Raw genomic sequence first — 14,460 nt, 5'->3', positions numbered from 1 at the left:
GCCGCCGGGTTCGCCCGGGCGAGCGGCGGGTGGCGACTGTGGCACGGCGGCGCGGGCGCCGGGCACCGGCTGCACGCCGCGGCGCGGCGGCTGCCCGGGCGCGGGGTTGGCGGCGGGTGGCCGGCTGTCCGGGCGACGACCCGCTGGCGGCGTCTCCCCGGGCCAGGGCCCGTCGACCGGTCGACGGGCGGCGGCACCGCCCGGTTCACTCTGGTGCGGAGCCGGCGGAGCCGAGGACTCCGGCGCGCTACCGCGCGCACCGGCCGGCTCCCCCGGCGTACGCGGGGTGGGTTGTGCCGGCGGCTCTGCCGGCGGCATGCCCCCACGGGGCCGGTTCGGTTCCGCCGGCGCACCGTCCGGGCCGAGCTCGGTCCGTTGCTGCTTGGCCGAGCGCAGGTCGTCGATCCAGCCGAACTCCTCGCCGGCGACCGGCTCCTCCGGCTCGGGCTCAGCCGGCCGGCCGCGACCCCAACGGCGGGTCTTGGCGCGGGGATCGCGCCGCTCGTCCGGGCCCTCGTCCGGGCGGTCCCCACCACGCGATCTCACTGTTGACCCTCTCCTGCGGCGTCGGTGCCGCTGTCCTGCATCGTGCCGGCGGCACCCGTGCCCGTCGTCGGACGGGCGGCCCCCGGGGATAGCGCTGGCGCGGTCTGCGCCGTTACGGACGGCTCGGCCGTCGGCGTCTGCGGGCGGGCGGGCGGAGCCGGCAGACCACGCACGATCCGGCGCAGCAGCGGCAACCGGCTGGCCACCGACCGCTCCGCGCCGTGCGGGCTGGGCTGGTAGTAGTCGGTGCCCACCAGGTCGTCCGGGACGTACTGCTGGGTGACCACGCCGCGCTGGTCGTCGTGCGGGTAGCGGTAGCCGGTCCCGTGGCCCAACCCTCGGGCACCGGCGTAGTGCGCGTCGCGCAGCCCTCGCGGCACCGGGCCACCGCGACCGGCCCGGACGTCGGCGATGGCGGCGCCGATGGCGGTGGTGGCCGAGTTCGACTTGGGCGCGGTGGCCAGGTGGATCACCGCCTGGGCGAGGTTGAGCTGCGCTTCGGGCAACCCGACGTACTCGACCGCGTGCGCGGCGGCCGTCGCCACGCTCAGCGCCCCGGGATCGGCCATGCCCACGTCCTCGCTGGCGAAGATGACCAGACGACGGGCGATGAACCGGGCGTCCTCACCGGCGACCAGCATGCGGGCCAGCCAGTGCACCGCCGCGTCCACGTCCGAGCCGCGCATGCTCTTGATGAAGGCGCTGACCACGTCGTAGTGGGCGTCGCCGTCGCGGTCGTAGCGCACCGCCGCCACGTCGACAGCCTGCTCGGCGGTGGCGAGGTCGATCCGGCCGCCGCCGAGGGCCGTGGCGGAGGCCGCCGCCGCCTCCAGGGCGGTGAGTGCCTTGCGGACGTCACCGGCGGCCAGCCGGACCAGGTGGTCCTCGGCCTCGGTGGTCAGGGCCAGTGCGCCGTCCAGGCCACGCTTGTCGGCGACCGCGCGGCGCAGCAGCCCTCGCACCGCCTCGTCGTCCAACGGTTGCAGGGTGAGCAGCACGCACCGCGACAGCAGCGGTGAGATGACCGAGAAGTACGGGTTCTCGGTGGTGGCCGCCAGCAGGGTGACAGTGCGGTCCTCGACGGCGGCGAGCAGGGAATCCTGTTGGGTCTTGCTGAACCGGTGCACCTCGTCGATGAAGAGCACTGTCTGCGGGCCGCCGGAACGGCGCTGGCGGCGCGCCGCCTCGATCACCGCCCGGACGTCCTTCACGCCGGCGGAGAGCGCCGACATGGCCACGAAGCGGCGGTCGGTGGCCCCGGCGACCAGGTGCGCGATGGTGGTCTTGCCGCTGCCCGGCGGGCCCCAGAGGATCACCGACATCGGAGCGCCCCCGGAGACCAGTTGCCGCAGGGGTGCGCCGGGAGCGAGCAGGTGTTCCTGCCCGACCAGCTCGTCGAGGGTCACCGGGCGCATCCGGACGGGCAGGGGCGAATCGTCGGCCACCGCGGTGAAGCCGTCGACACCGGCGGGACCGTCGGGCGCGCTGCGCGACCCGGCGGGTTCACCGAGGGAGAAGAGGGCGTCGGACTCCATCACGAAGACAGTACCGGGCCGGGCCCACGACGCCGGAATCGCGCCGCGGACCCGCCACCGGTGATCGGTTCCGGTCAGCCACGCCCGGGGCGACGGCCCCGGTACCAACGGCCGCCGCCACCGCCGCCGCCGCCACGCGGGCCGCTGCCCACGCCGCCCAGGTAGAGCGAGAGGAGGAGCAACCCGATGAGCACGAGGGTGTTCCAGTTGAACAGGTCGGGTGCGCCGAAGTCGGTGTCGAGCAGGTCGAGCAGCAGGGCAAAGCCAAAGACGATGGCCGCGAGAATGGCGAGCATGTCGGTCCTCCGGTGGGGGTTCCCAGTAGGTCGGCGCGTGATGTACCCAATCGGTCGACTCGCCAATCTCCACGGTGGAGATGGCTACGCCACGAGGGTCCGCCGGAGGCATTCGCCGGTCGGCTCCTAGGCTGGACCGCATGATCATCGACGACCGGGTGCTCCACGACCGGAGCGCCATCCTGGCCGCCGTCGGGCATCACCCGTTCGCCCGGCACGCGCTCGGGCGAGCCACGCCGGCGCACGCGTACCGACGTGATGGCGCCGTGCTGTGGTTGGTCCCGCCGGCGTACGGACCGGCCGGTTGCGCGATCGGCCCGGCCGAATCGGCGCTGGAGATCTGTGTCGCGCTCGCCGCCGACGGAATGCTCCAGCCCGGACAACGGCTGCACCTGCCCCGACACGATCGCGGCCGGCTGGTCGACCGGCTGGCGGTGGCCGAGCACAGCGACTGGGACTTCCACTGGACCGACACGGCGCCGCCGGCGCAGCCGGACGAGCAGCCGGTCGTACGTCTCACCGACGCCGACCAGCCGGCGCTGGCGGCGCTCGTGCAGGAGTCGTTCCCCAGCAGCACCTCCCGCCCGGGCGACCCACGGGTGGTCGACTGGTACGGCATCCGGGCCGGCGACCGGTTGGTGGCGTGCGGCGCGGACCGCAGCCAAGGTGACATCGGCTTCCTCGCCGGCCTGACCGTCGCCCCCGACCAACGAGGTCGAGGGCTGGGCGCGTCCCTGACCGCGGGGATGACCCGGGCGCTACTGGCGCGCCACGACATGGTGGGGCTCGGCGTCTACACGCACAATGTCGGCGCGGCGCGGCTCTACCGCCGGCTCGGCTACACCACCACCCTCCCGCTCAGCACGATCCGCCTCGCCTGACGCGGAGTGGGCCCCGTGCGGACCAGGAGCCCACTCCTCAACGGTCGGCGGCGGGTACCGGAACAGCGGTCGGCTCGACGGCCGGGGCGGCCCGACGGCCGGCCAGCCAGGCGGGCAGGTAGAGCGGGGCGGCGACGGCCAACACCACACCGCCGACCACCATCGCGGTGCTGACGCTGGTGGCGGCGGCGAGCGCGGTGAGCACCACCCCGCCGAGCGCGCCGGCCGGTGCCGCCATCATCGAGTTCAGCGAGAGCACGCTGGTCCGGTACGGGCCGTCGACCTGCCGGTGCAACAGGCCACTGTGCAACGGGTTGGACGCGCCGTGCACGGCGTAGCAGGCCAGGTAGGCCACCAGCACGCCGACCGGCCCGGCGAACAACCCCATCCCGACCACCGTCACGCCCTGGAGGATGCGCAGCACTGCCGCACCCGGCGCGGCGCCGAACCAGCGCAGCAGCAGTGGGGTCAGTGCCGCGCCGGCGGCCGAGGCGAGCCAGGCGGCCGAGTTCGCCGGCCCGAGCAGCGCCGCGGCGCGTTCCGGGTCGCCGATCACCTCGGCGAGCCGCACCGGCAGCAGTGACTCGAAGGTGACCATGCCGAAGCCCCAGAACAGCTCGACGGCCACCAACGCCAGCAGCACCCGGGAACGACGCAGCAGGCCGACGGCCTGGCCGATCATCCGGGGCGCCTGGACCACCGAGGCCCGCAGCGCCGCGAACCCCGTGGCCGGACGCTCCTCGACCAGCAGCACGACCAGCGCGACGAGCGCCGCCGCCTGCGCGACGATGGCGGCCAACACGGGCACCGTGAGCGCGCTGACCCGCCCGATCGGGCCGAGCGCGATGAGACCACCGCTGAGCAACGCGCCACCGGCGATGGCCCCACCGATGACGGTGCCGGCGTAACCGAGACCGCGCTCGTACTCGGCCTCCGGGTCGGCGGCCAGGGTGGCGTCGACGTACCAGGACTCCAACGGGCCGCTGTCCAACGCCCGGTAGATGCCCTGCAGAGCCCAGACCACGAAGAACAGCCAGAACGAGTCGGCCACCGCGAACAGCGCCAGCGAGGCGAGATTCAGCACCCCGGCGGCGAGCAGCACCGGTCGACGACCGAGGGCGTCGGCGAGCCCGCCGGTGGGCAACTCCAGTGCCAGCACCAGCAGCCCCTGCGCCGTGGAGACCAGGCCGATCTGCGGCAGCGACAGGCCGCGCTCCTGCATCAGCAGGATCATCACCGGGATCATCAGACCCGTGGGCAGCCAGCGCAGACCGTAGAGCGTGAGGTAACGACGCCGAACCTGGCGTACGGTCAGCGCGCTCACGACGACACCTCCGTTCGCGACTGCGGGGCTCGCAAACCCGGCTCACTCCTCGCGCTCACCAGCGCTCGTCCAGACGCGGGATGCCGGCCAGGAACACGTGCACGGGTTTGACGTCCGGGGCATCGGTCACGGCTTCGTCGCGGTAGCGCATCAGCACCGTCCACAGCTCGTCGTTGAGGGCCCTCAGCCGGGCCGGATCGAGCGGCAGCACCAGGTCACTCATGCCAGCTGCGTCCCGCCACGCCTGGGACTGGTGGTGCTCGACGGCCAGCCACCGTTCGGCCAGGTCGGCCATCACCCGCACCTGGTCGGCTTGGATCCACTGCACGGCTGCGCGGGCGTCCGGGTCGTCGTCGAAGTCGGTGGGCTCGAAGTCGCTGATGTCGTGTGCCGCCTGCCACCAGCGCTGTCGGCTGGTGCCCCGGTCGGGGTCCTCGGTCACGAGCCCCACCTCGGCGAGCTGCCGCAGGTGGTAACTCGTGGCGCCGGTGTTGGTGCCGAGCTTCTCGGCCAGGGCGGTGGCGGTCGCTGGGCCGTCGACCCGAAGAGAACCGAGCAGTCTCATCCGCAGCGGGTGAGCCAGTGTGCGGACCTGTTGGTTGTCCAGATGGACCCGGCGCGGTTCGACCGGACCGCTGGGTGAAGGGGTCTCCATGACTGCACACTATCTCTGCACACTTCTTGTGCACAAGAGTTATGCACAAGAAGTGTGCATGCGCTGTTCAGCGGGCGAGGAGTTCGCGTGCTCCGCGCAGCCGGGTGCGCAGCAGGGCGGCGGCGCGCGCGGAATCCAGGCGTACGTCCAGGGGACGGACCAGACCGGTGGCCGCGCTGGTGGTGGTCCTCAACCCGGCCGGGTCCAGGCCGTACCGCTCGGCGACCAGCAGGCCCAGCTCGGCACGGCTGACCGCGTCCGGGCCGGCCACATTGAGCACACCGGCGTACGTCGAGGCGACCAGCTCCAGCACGGCGTCAGCCAGGTCGGTGACGTCGATCGGGCAGCGCGTCGCTGGACACGTGCACCAGCCGGGCACCCGCCTCGGCGGCGGCGAGCGCCACGTGCGCCGCCCCGTCGGCGGTGACCGCCCAGTCCCCGTACCGATAGGGGGTCCCGACCACGGCGTCCGGCCGCACCTCGGCGACCAGCGCGCGCACGGCGGACCGGTCGGTCACGTCCAGCCGTCGTGCCGCGACCCCCGGCACGGCGATCTCACCGGAGTGGAACGTCCCCACAACCGACCACCCGGCCCCGAGGCCCCGCCGACAGACCGACCGCCCGAGTAACCCGCTACCCCCGACAACAAGCACCCGCATCCCCGCCCACTCCCCCACTGACGATCAAGAGGTTTGCGTCATCTCGCGGGGCGATGATGACGCAAACCTCTTGATCAACCAAGCAGGAGCGGGCGGGTCAGACCGGGTCTGCCACCGGGGCGGCGGGGCCGGCCGTTCCGGTGTGGGCCGTTGCGGCGGGCTTGGGCTTGGCGTCGATGCCGGCCTCGGTGCGCTGCTGGGCGGTGATCGGGGTGGGTGCGCTGGTCAGCGGGTCGAAGCCACCCCGGGTCTTCGGGAAGGCGATGACCTCACGGATCGAGTCGGCACCGGCGAGCAGCATGCAGACCCGGTCCCAGCCGAAGGCGATGCCGCCGTGCGGCGGGGCGCCGTACTTGAACGCCTCCAGCAGGAAGCCGAACTTGTCCTGCGCCTCCTCCGGGGTGATGCCGAGCAGGTCGAAGACCCGCTTCTGCACGTCACCCCGGTGGATACGGATCGACCCGCCGCCGATCTCGTTGCCGTTGCAGACGATGTCGTACGCGTACGCCAGGGCCCGGTCCGGAGCGTCCTCGAACCGGTCGACCCACTCCGAGTTCGGCGAGGTGAACGGGTGGTGCACGGCCGTCCAACCGCCCTCGTCCGTGCGCTCGAACATCGGCGCGTCGACCACCCAGCAGAACGCCCAGGCGCTCTCGTCGATCAGGCCGGACCGCTTGGCGATCTCGACGCGGGCCGCCCCGAGCAGCTCCTGCGCCTCGCGGCTGGTGGCGCTCGCGGCGAAGAAGACCGCGTCACCCGGCTTGGCGCCGACCGCGTCGGCCAGCCCGCCCAGGTGCTCGGCGGAGAGATTCTTCGCCACCGGGCCGCGCGCCTCGCCGGTCTCGGCGTCCAGCACCACGTACGCCAGGCCGCGCGCGCCACGCGCCTTCGCCCAGTCCTGCCAGCCGTCCAGCTCCTTGCGGCTCTGCGCCGCGCCGCCCGGCATCACCACAGCGCCGACGTAGCCGCCCGCGTCGATCGCCCCGGCGAAGACCCGGAACTCGGTGCCACGCAGGTACTCGGTCAGCTCGGTCAACTCGACGCCGTACCGCAGGTCCGGCTTGTCCGAGCCGTACCGGGCCATCGCGTCGTGCCAGGTGATCCGTGGGATCGGCCCGGAGATCTCGTGCCCGGCCAGGTCCTTCCACAGCGTCGAGACGATCGCCTCGCCGAGGTCGATCACGTCGTCCTCGGTGACGAACGACATCTCGATGTCGAGCTGGGTGAACTCCGGCTGCCGGTCGGCGCGGAAGTCCTCGTCGCGGTAGCAGCGGGCGATCTGGTAGTACCGCTCCATGCCGCCGACCATCAGCAGCTGCTTGAACAGCTGCGGCGACTGCGGCAGCGCGTACCAGCTGCCGGGCTGAAGCCGTACCGGCACCAGGAAGTCGCGGGCGCCCTCCGGCGTCGAGCGGGTCAGCGTCGGCGTCTCGATCTCCAGGAAGTCCCGCTCGTGCAGCACACCCCGGGCGAGCTGGCTGGCGCGCGAGCGCAGCCGCAGCGCGTTCGCCGGGCCGCTGCGGCGCAGGTCCAGGTAGCGGTACCGGAGTCGGATGTCGTCGCCGGCCTCGATCTGGTCGTCCACCGGCAGCGGCAGCGGCGCCGCCTCGGAGAGCACCTCCAGCTCGACGACTGTCACCTCGACCTCGCCGGTGGGCAGCTCCGGGTTCTCGTTGCCGGCCGGGCGGCGGGTCACCTCGCCGACGACCTTCACGCAGAACTCGTTGCGCAGCGCGTGCGCATCTTCCTCGCGGAACACCACCTGGACAACACCGGAACCGTCGCGCAGGTCGACGAAGATGACCCCGCCGTGGTCGCGGCGGCGGGCCACCCAGCCGGCGAGCGTCACCGTCGAGCCGGCGTCCGCGGCGCGCAGGCTTCCGGCATTGTGGGTACGGATCACGGCTGGCAACTCCTCATCGTGGAACAGTCCTCACCCGCATTCTGTCAGGGGTGGCCGCCCCGCCTCCGGGCACCCGGCAGGCCGGCACGATTCGCTGGTGGGGTGGACCGGCGAACCCGACTCCCCCGGCGGCCGCGCCGGTTAACGTGGCGAAATGCGGCCCGTACCGAACTGGGCCGTCGCCACGGCGGCGGCGGCGCCCGTGCTGCTGGTGGCCGGTTGGACGGTGGCGGAGTCCCGACAGCCCGTCGGGTACGACCCGGTCCGGGACACCATCAGCGAGCTGGCAGGACAGGACGCCACCGACGCCTGGATCATGGTGGTGGCCCTGGTGCTGCTCGGCTGCTGTTACCTGTCGGTCGCCGCCGTCCTGCACGCGGCCGGGCTTCCCAGCCGCTTCCTGCTCGCGATCGGTGGCGTGGCCACCATCGCGCTGGTCGCCTTTCCCCGGCCGCCGGTCGGCGGTTCGCTCAGCCACGGCGTCGCGGCGACGGTGGCCGTCCTCGCCCTGGTGCTCTGGCCGGCCGGCTCGGCACTGCGACTGCCGCGCGGTCACGACACCGAGCACCCCACCCGACCGGAGCCGCCCTGGGCGTTCCGACGGGCGGTCGGGCTGAGCGCCACGCTCGTGCTGCTCGCGCTCTTCGGCTGGTGCGCGTTCGAGGTGACCAGTGGGTCCCGCACCGGGCTGGCCGAGCGGGTGACGGCGGTGGCCGTCTCCCTGTGGCCGCTGTTGGCTGTCCTCTCCGCCCGGCGGGCGCACCTCGCCTGGTCGACCGGCGGCACCGTACGCGTCGGCCCGGACCTGCCGACCATCGGCGTCGTACCCCCGGACCCGCTCGGACCACCGAGCGGGCCAACACCCGGACGCCCCGACCTGCTGCCGTGAGTCGTCGTCCCACCTGAACTCCTCGTCTCCCTCGCCCGCTCCGGCGTCCGCACCGTCGGCCGGTCCGCCCGAACACGCGGCCCGCAAACCACGCCGGCCGGATCGTTACGATCGCCCGATGTCTGCCGTTCCCCGTTGGGCCCTGCTGTCGGCCGGTGGCGCACCCCTGTTCCTCGTCGGCGGGTGGACAGTGGCGCAGGCGGCCCAGTCCGACGGATTCGACCCAGTGCGGCAGACCATCAGCGCGCTCGCCGCCACGGGTGCGGACCATCGCTGGATCATGACGGTCGGGCTGGCCGGCCTGGGCCTCTGTCACCTGACGACCGCGCTCGGCCTGGTCAGCGCCGCGCCGTCGGGCCGAGCGCTACTCGCGCTGGGCGGGCTGGCGACCCTGGTCCTGGTCGCGTTCCCGCAGCGCCCGACCGGTGACTCGACGACACACGCCGTGGCCGCCGGTGTGGCGTTCGGAGCGTTGGCGGTCTGGCCGGCCCTGGCGGTGCCCCGTCGCGCGAGGCCGTCCCTCGACCGGGAGCACCGCCACCCGCCGGCTTTCGTACGCCGGCTGGCACTCGCGGCGGCGGCGGTCCTCCTCGCGCTGGTCGGCTGGTTCGCCGTCGAGTTCTTCACAGGCGGGGCATGGATCGGGCTGACCGAGCGGCTGGCGGCGGCCGCCGAGGCGGGCGTACCGCTGGCTGCCGTGCTGGCCTCCCGGCGGCGACCGTTACCGTCCGGGCCCGGCTGAGGGTCGTCGCGTTCGCTCGGTGTCCGGTGGCTGTCAACACGACGCGGGCCGCCGGAGAGTTCCGGCGGCCCGCGAGCGGTGCGTGGATCAGAAGACGCTGACGCCGTAGCGGCTGAGCGCCTCGGTGACCGGCTGGAAGAAGGTCGTGCCACCGGTGCGGCAGTTGCCGCTACCACCGGAGGTCAGACCCAGGGCGGTGCCGCCGGCGAACAGCGAGCCGCCGCTGTCGCCCGGCTCGGCGCAGACGTTGGTGCGGATCAGACCGGAGACCGAGCCCTCGGCGTAGTTCACAGTGGCGTTGGTCGCGTTCACCGAGCCGCTGCGCAGGCCGGTGGTGCTGCCGGAGCGCTGCACCGACTGGCCGACGGAGGCGTTGCCGGCGCCGGTGATGTCCCGGAAGCTGCCGTTGTAGAGGGAGACGTTACCGGCGGCGTTGGCCGAGTTGTTGTGCCGCACGATGCCGTAGTCGTTGCCCGGGAAGCTGGTGCCGGTACGGGAGCCGAGCAGCGAGGTCTGGGCGGAGTTCGAGTACCAGCTGGCCGAGATGTTGGTGCAGTGCCCGGCCGTCAGGAAGTAGTAGGTGCTGCCACTGCGCACGTTGAAGCCGAGCGAGCAACGCCCGCCCCCGCCGGCGTAGATGGCCTGGCCGCCGGAGATCCGGGTGCTCAGCACGCCCGCCTCGGCCTCGACCCGGACCGCTCCGTTGGCCCGCGCGGCGGCGGCCTTGACCCGCTCCAGCTTGGCGCCGGTGACGGTGCTGTCGACGGAGACGACGACCTGGTTGGTGACCGGGTCGCTCCACCAGGCGGTGCCCGGGATCTTGGCGGAGCGCTCCAGCTCGGCCGTGGCCCGGTTGAGCTCGGCGGCGCCGCGGGTGACGTAGCGGACGACGGCGCCGGCCTTGCTCGCCTTGCTGGCGGCGGCCGCGTCGGTCACGGTGACGACGGATTTGCCGCTGGCGTCGATGTACGAGCCGGCGGAGCGGTCGCCGAGTTCCGCGGAGATCGCGGCGGCGCTGTCGGGCGACGCGGCGGGAGCGGCCTGAGCCGGCGCGCCGATGAGCGAGCCGACAACCAGGGTTCCGGAAACGGCGACTGTGGCCGCAACGCGGAATGAGGACCTCGTGGGTCGCATGTAACAAACCTCCTGGGCGGGGGAGCGGGTCTGCCGGGGGCGGCTGACCCGAGGGCAACCCGGCCGATCTGGGGAAACCGGCCTGGTGAAACTGAAGTATTCACATACTTAAGATCATTAACAAGGCTTGGATTCGCCCGGATTCACCGATGTCGGTTGGTCGCACGGCCGCAACACCCCCGACACGCTGGTGAACAGCCACCGTCACACCCAACCGACACCCGCCACACTTTCGACGCGCACGGTCATCGATGTCTTCCCGGTCCGGGTGTCGGGTGTACCGCCGCGCGCCGAAGGGCACGGCCGGGCCGGAGCGTGCGGCGGCCGCCGCGCGTCAGGGAGTGCGGCGGGCTCGGATCAGGAGGTACGGCGACGGGCGCCGGGGCCCGGACTGGGCACCACGTCGCGGGGCCGACCCACGTCGTGCCCGTCGGCGCAGCGCAGTTCGGCGCGCACCTCCGCGCCGCAGTCGCGGTGCGTGACACTGAGCGGCGGGCCCTCCGCGTCGGCGAGGTACCGGTCACCCCAACCGAGGACGGCGACCAGCACCGGCCACAGATCCAAGCCCTTCTCCGTGAGCCGGTACTCGTGGCGCAGCCGACTGCCGGGCTCCCGGTACGGCGCGCGACTCAGCACTCCCTGCTCCACCAGGCTGGCGAGCCGGTTGGTCAGCACCTGGCGCGGAATACCGGTGCGCACCCGCATGTCGTCGAAGCGGCGTACGCCGGTGAACACCTCGCGGAGCACCACCAGGGTCCACCGCTCACCGAGGATCTCCATCGCCCGGGCGATGGTGCAGTTCTCCACTGACCAGTCCAGAGCCGCGGGTCGCATCCGACCAGGCTAGATCTCGTTGACAGACTCAGCAACCTGCTGCCAGGCTGCGTCCATGACGCAGACGCAGGAACCAGTGCGCAGCCGTACCTTCACCTGGGCGGACCCGTCGGTCAACGCCGCCCAGGTCGGTCGACGCAGCGGCCTGGACATGCTCCGGGCGATGATCGCCGGCGAGCTTGCCGCGCCGCCGGTGATGCACCTTCTCGACATGAGCAGGATGGAAGCCGACGAGGGCCGGGTCGTCGTCGAGCTGACTCCACAGGAGTTCCACTACAACCCGCTCGGCAGCGTCCACGGTGGCGTGCTCTCGACAGTGCTGGACACCGCCGCGGGGTGCGCCGTGCACACCACGCTGCCCGCCGGCGTCGGCTACACCTCGCTGGACCTCAACGTGAAGTTCCTCCGCCCGGTCACCGTCGACAGCGGCACCCTGCGCTGCGAGGGGACGGTGCTGCAACGCGGCCGCCGTACGGCGCTGGCCGAGGCCCGCATCACCGACACCACCGACCGCCTGATAGCCCACGCCACCAGCACCTGCCTCCTGTTCCCCCTCCCCCCACCCCTCGCCTAACCCCGACTCCCGCCCCGCCCCCTCCCCCGCCCCTCGCTGCGGTGATCAAGAGGTTTGCGTCAGGAAACCGGCCTCCGGTGACCGAAACCTCTTGATCAACGCGAGCAAGGCGGGTGGGGTGGGGGTGGGAGTGGGGGTGGGGTGGGTTAGCGGAGGGCTAGGCGGGCGGCTCGGGCGTCGCGCTTCTCCTCGAAGCGGCTCGCGGCGCGGTCCAGGTTCTCCAGCTGGGCGGCGAGCTGCTCGCGGGCGGCCTCGCCGTCGGCGTTGAGGCCGGTCACGTTGAAGACGTCCCACTGACGCAGGACCGGCTGCAGCACCTCGTCGCGGTGCTGGCGCAGGTCGTAGATGCCGGCCAGGGCGATCGCCACCGACTTGCGGGCGAACCCGTCGATGCCGCTGCCGGGCATCTGGAAGTCGGCCACCACGTCGGCGACGGCCCGCATGGCCTGGCTCGGAGCCAGCTCGAACGCGGCCGCGAGCAGGTTGCGGTAGAAGACCATGTGCAGGTTCTCGTCGGCGGCCACCCGGGCCAGCAGCGCCTCGCAGGTGGGGTCGCCGGTGGCCTTGCCGGTGTTGCGGTGCGAGATCCGGGTGGCCAACTCCTGGAACGAGACGTACGCCAGCGAGTGCAGCACCTCGTCGCCGTGGGCGTTGGTGTAGCCCTCCGACATGTGCGTCATCCGGGCCCGCTCCAACGCCACCGGGTCGACAGCCCGGCTGACGGTCAGGTAGTCGCGGATCGCGACGCCGTGCCGACCCTCCTCGGCGGTCCACCGGTGCACCCAGGTGCCCCACGCGCCGTCGCGACCGAACAGGGTGGCGATCTCGTGGTGGTACGAGGGCAGATTGTCCTCGGTCAGCAGGTTCACGATCAGCGCGGTGCGGGCCACGTCCGGGATGGTGGAGTCGGTCGGTGACCACGCCTCGCCGCCGAGCGGCCCGTCGAAGGTCCGCCCCTCGCTCCACGGCACGTACTCGTGCGGGAACCACTCCTTGGCGAGCGAGAGGTGGCGGTCCAGGTTGCGTGCGACAACCGGCTCCAACTCGACGAGCAGCGCGGTCTGGCTCACTGTGGTGCTGACGGTCACGAGAAACTCCCTACGGTGGCGTAACTTACGCTACCGTAGGTCCCCGCGGCCGTCAGCGCCAGTGGGGACACTCAACCGACAGTGGGTTTGAGGTCTCCCAGGGGTGGCGTCCACTCCTGCGCACCGGCCGTGACCTGCTCACCCGAGCGGATGTCCTTCACCTCGTCCGGCGCACCGTCGACCCCCGGGAACCAGACGTACGGGATGCCGCGCCGCTCGGCGTAGCGGATCTGCTTGCCGAACTTCGCCGCGCTCGGCGACACCTCGGTCGGCACCCCGCGCCGCCGCAGCGCCTCGGCCACCCGGTTGCTGGCAGTGCGGTGCTCCTCGCTGGTCACCGCGACGAGCACGGCGGTCGGCACCTCCCGCGAGACCGACAGCTCCCCCGCCCCGAAGAGCAGCCCGAGCAGCCGGGTCACGCCGATCGAGATCCCCACCCCCGGGTACGAGACGGCGCCGGCGCTGGCCAGGTTGTCGTACCGGCCGCCGGAGCAGATCGAGCCGAAGCGCTCGTAGCCGCGCAGTTGGGTCTCGTAGACGGTGCCCGTGTAGTAATCCAGCCCACGGGCGATGCGCAGGTCCGCCACGCAGAGGCCGGGCGAGTGCTCCGCGGCGGTGTCCACCACTCGGACCAGTTCCTCGATGCCCTCGTCGAGCAGCGGGTCGCTCACCCCGAGCGCCCGGACGGCGTCGGCGAACGAGGCGTCCGGGGCGGAGATCTCGGCCAACGCCAGGCACGCCTTGGCCTGCGCCTCGCTCGCCCCGGCGGTCTGGGCCAGCAGCTCGGCCACCTTCGCCGGGCCGATCTTGTCCAGCTTGTCGACGGCCCGCAGCGCCGCCTCCGGGTCGGTCAGCCCGATGCCCCGGTAGAAGCCCTCGCAGATCTTGCGGTTGTTGACCTGGATCGTCACCGGTGGGATCGGCAACGAGCGCAGCGCGTCCCCGATGACCAGCGGCATCTCCGCCTCGTGGTGCGCGGCCAGGGTGTCCCGGTCGACGATGTCGATGTCGGCCTGGACGAACTCCCGGTAACGGCCCTCCTGCGGCCGCTCGCCCCGCCACACCTTCTGGATCTGGTAGCGGCGGAACGGGAAGCTCAACTTGCCGGCGTTCTCCAACACGTACCGGGCGAACGGCACTGTCAGGTCGAAGTGCAGGCCGAGCTGGTCGTCACCACCGGCACCCTCGGCGTCGGCGTGCAGCCGCCGGATCACGTAGACCTCCTTCGAGGTCTCGCCCTTGCGCAGCAGCTGGTCCAGCGGCTCCACGGCGCGGGTCTCCAGCGGCGCGAAACCGTACAGCTCGAAGGTGGCCCGGATCTTGTCGAGCACGAACTGCTCGATCATCCGCTGGCCGGGGGTCCACTCCGGGAAGCCGGAGATGGGCGTGGGCTTGCTCAT

At 72.5% G+C, this 14,460-nt stretch carries 13 protein-coding genes and 2 pseudogenes; 4 read left to right on the top strand and 11 right to left on the bottom strand.

Annotation, left to right across the window (positions count from 1 at the left end; translation table 11 throughout):
* From NIE111_RS03670 to NIE111_RS03660, 3 genes and pseudogenes are all read right to left on the bottom strand, one after another.
* A pseudogene (locus tag NIE111_RS03670) lies at window positions 1-546 on the bottom strand (hypothetical protein); the annotation flags it as partial.
* Window positions 543-2,081, bottom strand: coding sequence for a replication-associated recombination protein A (locus tag NIE111_RS03665; protein ID WP_238683021.1), 1,539 nt, complete (start codon window positions 2,079-2,081; stop codon window positions 543-545). The gene NIE111_RS03665 and the pseudogene NIE111_RS03670, both read right to left, overlap by 4 nt.
* Window positions 2,082-2,155: 74 nt before the next feature.
* Window positions 2,156-2,377 carry a hypothetical protein gene (locus NIE111_RS03660; protein ID WP_238683020.1) on the bottom strand — a complete coding sequence of 74 codons (222 nt, stop codon included), beginning with the start codon at window positions 2,375-2,377 and terminating at the stop codon, window positions 2,156-2,158.
* 140 nt (window positions 2,378-2,517) lie between these two features.
* On the opposite strand from NIE111_RS03660, the gene NIE111_RS03655 reads away from it, so the two are divergent.
* Window positions 2,518-3,258 (top strand): GNAT family N-acetyltransferase, encoded by a 741-nt coding sequence (locus tag NIE111_RS03655; RefSeq protein ID WP_238683019.1) that lies wholly within the window; start codon window positions 2,518-2,520, stop codon window positions 3,256-3,258.
* Window positions 3,259-3,295: 37 nt separating this feature from the next.
* On the opposite strand, the gene NIE111_RS03650 is transcribed toward NIE111_RS03655, so the two are convergent.
* The 4 genes and pseudogenes from NIE111_RS03650 to aspS form a co-directional block, all read right to left on the bottom strand.
* A complete protein-coding gene (locus NIE111_RS03650; protein WP_238683018.1) occupies window positions 3,296-4,582 on the bottom strand; it encodes an MFS transporter in 1,287 nt (428 codons plus the stop codon).
* Between the two features lie 55 nt (window positions 4,583-4,637).
* The gene (locus NIE111_RS03645) at window positions 4,638-5,237 is read right to left on the bottom strand and encodes a winged helix-turn-helix domain-containing protein (RefSeq protein ID WP_238683017.1); all 600 of its coding nucleotides are present in this window, start codon (window positions 5,235-5,237) and stop codon (window positions 4,638-4,640) included.
* A 67-nt stretch (window positions 5,238-5,304) separates the two neighbouring features.
* Window positions 5,305-5,896 (bottom strand): annotated as a pseudogene (locus tag NIE111_RS03640) (sugar nucleotide-binding protein).
* Between the two features lie 97 nt (window positions 5,897-5,993).
* Window positions 5,994-7,799, bottom strand: coding sequence for an aspartate--tRNA ligase (gene aspS / locus NIE111_RS03635; protein ID WP_238683016.1), 1,806 nt, complete (start codon window positions 7,797-7,799; stop codon window positions 5,994-5,996).
* Between the two features lie 154 nt (window positions 7,800-7,953).
* On the opposite strand from aspS, the gene NIE111_RS03630 reads away from it, so the two are divergent.
* Both NIE111_RS03630 and NIE111_RS03625 read left to right on the top strand, forming a co-directional pair.
* Window positions 7,954-8,688, top strand: coding sequence for a DUF998 domain-containing protein (locus tag NIE111_RS03630; protein ID WP_238683015.1), 735 nt, complete (start codon window positions 7,954-7,956; stop codon window positions 8,686-8,688).
* A 118-nt stretch (window positions 8,689-8,806) separates the two neighbouring features.
* Window positions 8,807-9,430 carry a DUF998 domain-containing protein gene (locus NIE111_RS03625; protein ID WP_238683014.1) on the top strand — a complete coding sequence of 208 codons (624 nt, stop codon included), beginning with the start codon at window positions 8,807-8,809 and terminating at the stop codon, window positions 9,428-9,430.
* 87 nt (window positions 9,431-9,517) lie between these two features.
* Here NIE111_RS03625 and NIE111_RS03620 read toward each other — a convergent pair whose 3' ends face one another.
* Window positions 9,518-10,564, bottom strand: a complete 1,047-nt coding sequence (locus tag NIE111_RS03620) for a S1 family peptidase (RefSeq protein ID WP_238683013.1) — start codon at window positions 10,562-10,564, stop codon at window positions 9,518-9,520.
* 357 nt (window positions 10,565-10,921) lie between these two features.
* Entirely contained in the window at window positions 10,922-11,398 is a 477-nt protein-coding gene (locus tag NIE111_RS03615; protein ID WP_238683012.1) for a winged helix-turn-helix transcriptional regulator, read from the bottom strand.
* Between the two features lie 55 nt (window positions 11,399-11,453).
* Here NIE111_RS03615 and NIE111_RS03610 point away from each other — a divergent pair, with 55 nt between their 5' ends.
* Complete coding sequence (locus tag NIE111_RS03610) at window positions 11,454-11,972, top strand: PaaI family thioesterase (RefSeq protein ID WP_238683011.1); 519 nt, start codon at window positions 11,454-11,456, stop codon at window positions 11,970-11,972.
* Between the two features lie 146 nt (window positions 11,973-12,118).
* On the opposite strand, the gene NIE111_RS03605 is transcribed toward NIE111_RS03610, so the two are convergent.
* Both NIE111_RS03605 and hisS read right to left on the bottom strand, forming a co-directional pair.
* On the bottom strand, window positions 12,119-13,060 hold the full coding sequence (locus tag NIE111_RS03605; RefSeq protein ID WP_181518646.1) for an acyl-ACP desaturase: 942 nt from the start codon (window positions 13,058-13,060) through the stop codon (window positions 12,119-12,121).
* 71 nt (window positions 13,061-13,131) lie between these two features.
* Entirely contained in the window at window positions 13,132-14,460 is a 1,329-nt protein-coding gene (gene hisS / locus NIE111_RS03600; RefSeq protein WP_238683010.1) for a histidine--tRNA ligase, read from the bottom strand.

The organism is Micromonospora hortensis (assembly GCF_022230935.1).
GTDB classification, from domain to species: domain Bacteria; phylum Actinomycetota; class Actinomycetes; order Mycobacteriales; family Micromonosporaceae; genus Micromonospora; species Micromonospora hortensis.
This window is presented reverse-complemented; position numbering and strand designations above follow the sequence as displayed.